Below are 3,599 nucleotides of genomic sequence, written 5' to 3' on the forward strand. Positions count from 1 at the left end.
CCCGAGCTGACCGCGCCGCGCGCTCAGTGGCTCGCGCGAGGATCCACCGCGGCGACGGCGTGAGTTTCCTCGAACGGATCGTCGTGCGGATCCCGGATGTGTCCGACACCGAGGAGCAGGCGCAGTACCTCGCACTCATCGACCGCTGCCTGATCGACAGATACCTGTCGGAGCATGAGAAGGCGGAGCTCATCGCGCTCGCCGACCGGAGCGGCATCGGCCGCGACACCGCCCTCCGGCTCCACCGCGAGTACTTCATCGCCCTCGGCCACGCGGCGTGGGCCGATGCCATCCTGACCGAGGACGAGGCGGGTGATCTCGAGCTGGTCGCCGCTCTCCTTGACATCCCGGACGCTCTCCGCGATGAGGTGCTGTCCACACCCGACGTGCGGCTGACCTCATCGCCCGCTGTCGTGCTGCAGGGATTCGCGCTCGCGCCCGGCGACGAGATCGTGCTCACCGGGGACATGTCCCGGGTGCGGTCGGAGTGGGAAGACGATCTCCGGGCTGCGGGATACGTGCCCAAGGCTGCCGTGACCAAGCGCGTCGCCGTGGTCGTCGCGGCGGACCCCGATTCGCTGTCGGGCAAGGCGCGGAAGGCCCGGGACTACGGCATCCCTGTCGTCGGTGAAGCGTGGCTCCGCGACCTGTTGGGGCAGCCATGACCCCCGAGCGGAAGTTCGAGTGGGGCGGGCTCAGTGCGGGGCGGGAGGACTTCGTCACGGCGGCCGAGGCGCTGGCCGCGCTCGAGGAACTCGTTGGAGAGTATCCCGACCTCGAGTCGGAGACGGGCCTGTCGGACGGTGACGCGTTCGTCCGCCTGTCGGCGGGGGAACGGTGGGCGATCGTGTCCACTCCCGGGACGCGGTGGTTCTCGGTGCGGGTGGACACCGGGCACCGCGCGCGGCTGGACGACGCGACCTCCACGCGCGACGAAGCCTTCATGCTGCTGCGGACATATGTCGCGGTCGGGGTCGCCTACGTCCGGGGCGAAGCGCTGGCCGACGGTGGTCGGCTCACCGTCGCGACCCACGGTCGCACCGTCTCGCTCACACGACCTCTCGGTGCGCGGCTGCGCGGGTGGGTCGGTCGAGCGCGCTGACGCGGCGGTCGTCAAGCCTCTTCGCCGGGTCGCCTCGCGCTGCAAGGCTGGGGTCACGCAACGGAAGGGATGACCATGAGCGATCCGCAGGACAACGCCCCGGCTGACGACGCCGAGGACCTCGGCGACGACCAGACGGTGGCGCCCAGCCAGACGAACGACGTCGACGAGCAGTCCAAAGCGCCGTCCGGCGATGACCCGAACGCCGACCATCAGGCGACCGGCATCGGAGTCATCGGCGAGGAGTGAGGCCGTTCCGGCTCGCTCCCCGCGGGGTCGGGAGCGGCGGTGCCGCGATGCTAACCTTGAGCGTCCGCCTCCGTAGCTCAGGGGATAGAGCGTTGGTTTCCGGTACCAAAGGTCGCAGGTTCGATTCCTGTCGGGGGCACCAGTAGAGAGAAGGGGTCGCGGGTCATTCAGACCCCGCGGCCCCTTTCTCGTGCGAGCGTCGGCCGGGTCGCTCGAACCTCAGACGGCTTCCGCGCCGGTCAGCGGTGGGCGCCCGTGCGGGTCGCCCCTCCCGCGCCCGAGGAACGCGGTGGTGCTGACGACCCGAACGAGACGTGGCGTGCCCGAGGTCACTCCGGCGTCGACGTGGTGCGGAATGTGATGCTGCCGACGCGCTGCAGGACGCTCTCGGTGCGCTTGTGCTCGATGTCGGCCGCGGCGGCAGCCTTGTCGAACGCCGCCGACTCCACCTGCCGCACCCGGCGCGAGATTCCCGCGAGAAGATCGGCGAGCACGGTGGAGAGGCCGCCTTCCAGCTCTTCGAGGTTCGAGTTGCCGATCTCGAGGCGCCGATCCGAGACGCGGAGCGTCACGTCCGGATACCCGGCCGCGAGGAGGGCGTCGTGCGGTGCGGACGAGGCGAGCGCGTCGAGTTCGGCGGGAAGGGGACGGCGCGTGAAGACGGCGTCCACCTGATACCGCTCGGGAGCGGCGGGCGTGCCGAGGGTCGGTGGCAACGACCCCGTGAGGACGGAGCTGAGGCCCAGATCCGCACCCGGCGATGAACCGTCCGCGGGCGTGGGGTGGGCGGGGATGCTGTTCCGGCTCGGAGCCGGGGTGTCGACGGTCATGGGCACAGCAGACGCCCTCGCGGGGGCCGAGCGCACGACCATTGACAGACGGGGGCGACCGTGAGTGGCGGCCGGCGGCTCCGGGTGGTGATGGGGCTAGGAAGCGCGTCGGGCGACGCTACGACGTACCAGTCCGAAGATCAGCGTGCCGACGAACAGGACGATCCCGATGATCCCCAGCCAGAGCAATCCCTGGAACGTGAACCCCACGATCGAGAGCACCGCCCACGCAACGAGCAGAATGATGAGTACGGTCCACATGTTCGCGACTGTACGCCCGACCTGTCTCATTCCCGGACCGGCGCGGTCCGCCCGTTCGTTTCTCGGCCTGGGGAGGCCCGTCCGTACGAAAAGCGACACCTTGCCGGCGCCGGACCGACGACCGCCCGGGCGCGGTTGTCAAGACCTACGGCCCACTCGCGGGGTGAGTGTCATTCTGAACCCACCCTCCCGAAAGGACCTGTCATGAGCATCGGAGCCGGAATCGCGTTGATCGTCATCGGCGCCATCCTCGCGTTCGCCGTCGACCTCCCGAACAACTACGTGGACCTCACGACCATCGGCTACATCATGATCGGTGCAGGCGTGGTCGTCTTCATCATCGGTCTCGTGCTCCTCGTGCGCCGTCGGCAGATCGACACCGTGACCCGCACGGAAGGGGCGGGGGGCGCTCAGGTCACCCGTTCGACCACGCGCTCGTCGAACGACGACCTCGTTTGACCCCGTCGGGGGCTTCCCCGATCCCAGGACGCGCATGACCGACACCGACACGACTCAACCGGCCGACACGCCCGCCGTCGACCTCTTCGACGGGCGTTACCGTCTCGGGCGGGTGCTCGGCACGGGCGGGTACGCCCGCGTGTACGAGGCCGTGGACACGCAGCTCGGCCGCACCGTCGCCCTGAAGGTCATGACAGGCGACGGTGCGGACCCGTCGGACATGGCGCGCGTGCGGTCCGAGATCCGGTTGCTCGCCTCCCTGTCGCATCCCTCGCTCGTCACCCTCTACGACGCGAAACTGTCGAGCACGCCGACATACCTCGCGATGGAACTCATTGCGGGGCCGACGCTCGGCGACGTGATCGCACGCGGGACCGTCACCCCGGCCGATGTGGCCCGGTATGCAGCACCGCCTCGGCCGCCCGCTGCCCGGAGACGAGCGCGCCCTGGATGGAGGCGGTGTCGCGATGGTCGCCCGCGACGTACCGCCCGTCGCCCAGGCGGACTGGGCGCCGCAGGTGCACCGGCGGGTCCTGCGCGGGGAGCGCCGCAGCGATGTCGTCGCGCCGCAGCAGTCGCCAGGGTCGGGTATCGGTACCCCACAGCTCCTCGAGGTGCGGCGGACGTCCGCCTCGTCGCGCTCGTGGGCAGCACGACCGTCGCCTCGACCAGGTGCAGCCGCGCGGCGCGTACGTGGG

Annotated in this window: 7 protein-coding genes and 1 tRNA gene; 6 read left to right on the plus strand and 2 right to left on the minus strand. The window is 70.2% G+C overall.

The genetic code is table 11. The annotated features are described in order from the left end of the window. The 4 genes from I5G_RS06245 to I5G_RS06260 form a co-directional block, all read left to right on the plus strand. Positions 1-665: BRCT domain-containing protein (locus I5G_RS06245; RefSeq protein ID WP_026095694.1), on the plus strand; the 665-nt coding region annotated here is incomplete at its 5' end. Further along, complete coding sequence (locus tag I5G_RS06250) at positions 662-1,102, plus strand: hypothetical protein (RefSeq protein ID WP_022878300.1); 441 nt, start codon at positions 662-664, stop codon at positions 1,100-1,102. The genes I5G_RS06245 and I5G_RS06250, both read left to right, overlap by 4 nt. 75 nt (positions 1,103-1,177) lie before the next feature. Then, positions 1,178-1,351, plus strand: a complete 174-nt coding sequence (locus tag I5G_RS25740) for a hypothetical protein (protein WP_156496058.1) — start codon at positions 1,178-1,180, stop codon at positions 1,349-1,351. A gap of 66 nt (positions 1,352-1,417) precedes the next feature. Continuing rightward, positions 1,418-1,493, plus strand: a tRNA-Arg gene (locus I5G_RS06260). A 187-nt stretch (positions 1,494-1,680) separates the two neighbouring features. Here the strand turns inward: I5G_RS06260 and I5G_RS20990 are convergent. Both I5G_RS20990 and I5G_RS25745 read right to left on the minus strand, forming a co-directional pair. Further along, positions 1,681-2,181, minus strand: coding sequence for a hypothetical protein (locus I5G_RS20990; RefSeq protein WP_022878302.1), 501 nt, complete (start codon positions 2,179-2,181; stop codon positions 1,681-1,683). A gap of 96 nt (positions 2,182-2,277) precedes the next feature. Next, positions 2,278-2,442, minus strand: coding sequence for a hypothetical protein (locus I5G_RS25745; protein WP_022878303.1), 165 nt, complete (start codon positions 2,440-2,442; stop codon positions 2,278-2,280). Between the two features lie 204 nt (positions 2,443-2,646). Between I5G_RS25745 and I5G_RS06275 the strand changes: the two genes are divergently transcribed. Continuing rightward, complete coding sequence (locus I5G_RS06275; protein ID WP_022878304.1) at positions 2,647-2,901, plus strand: DUF6458 family protein; 255 nt, start codon at positions 2,647-2,649, stop codon at positions 2,899-2,901. A 34-nt stretch (positions 2,902-2,935) separates the two neighbouring features. Next, positions 2,936-3,599 (plus strand): protein kinase (locus tag I5G_RS26390; RefSeq protein ID WP_239642505.1); only part of this gene is annotated, 664 nt, incomplete at its 3' end.

Origin of the sequence: Microbacterium sp. B19, from assembly GCF_000333395.1 — a bacterium.
Taxonomy (GTDB): domain Bacteria; phylum Actinomycetota; class Actinomycetes; order Actinomycetales; family Microbacteriaceae; genus Microbacterium.

Excerpts from the sequence above, each read along its gene's own strand:
- I5G_RS25745 (WP_022878303.1), bottom strand. The coding sequence starts at position 2,442 with ATGTGGACCGTACTCATCATTCTGCTCGTTGCGTGGGCGGTGCTCTCG.
- I5G_RS06275 (WP_022878304.1), top strand. The coding sequence starts at position 2,647 with ATGAGCATCGGAGCCGGAATCGCGTTGATCGTCATCGGCGCCATCCTC.
- I5G_RS25740 (WP_156496058.1), top strand. The coding sequence starts at position 1,178 with ATGAGCGATCCGCAGGACAACGCCCCGGCTGACGACGCCGAGGACCTC.
- I5G_RS06250 (WP_022878300.1), top strand. The coding sequence starts at position 662 with ATGACCCCCGAGCGGAAGTTCGAGTGGGGCGGGCTCAGTGCGGGGCGG.
- I5G_RS20990 (WP_022878302.1), bottom strand. The coding sequence starts at position 2,181 with ATGACCGTCGACACCCCGGCTCCGAGCCGGAACAGCATCCCCGCCCAC.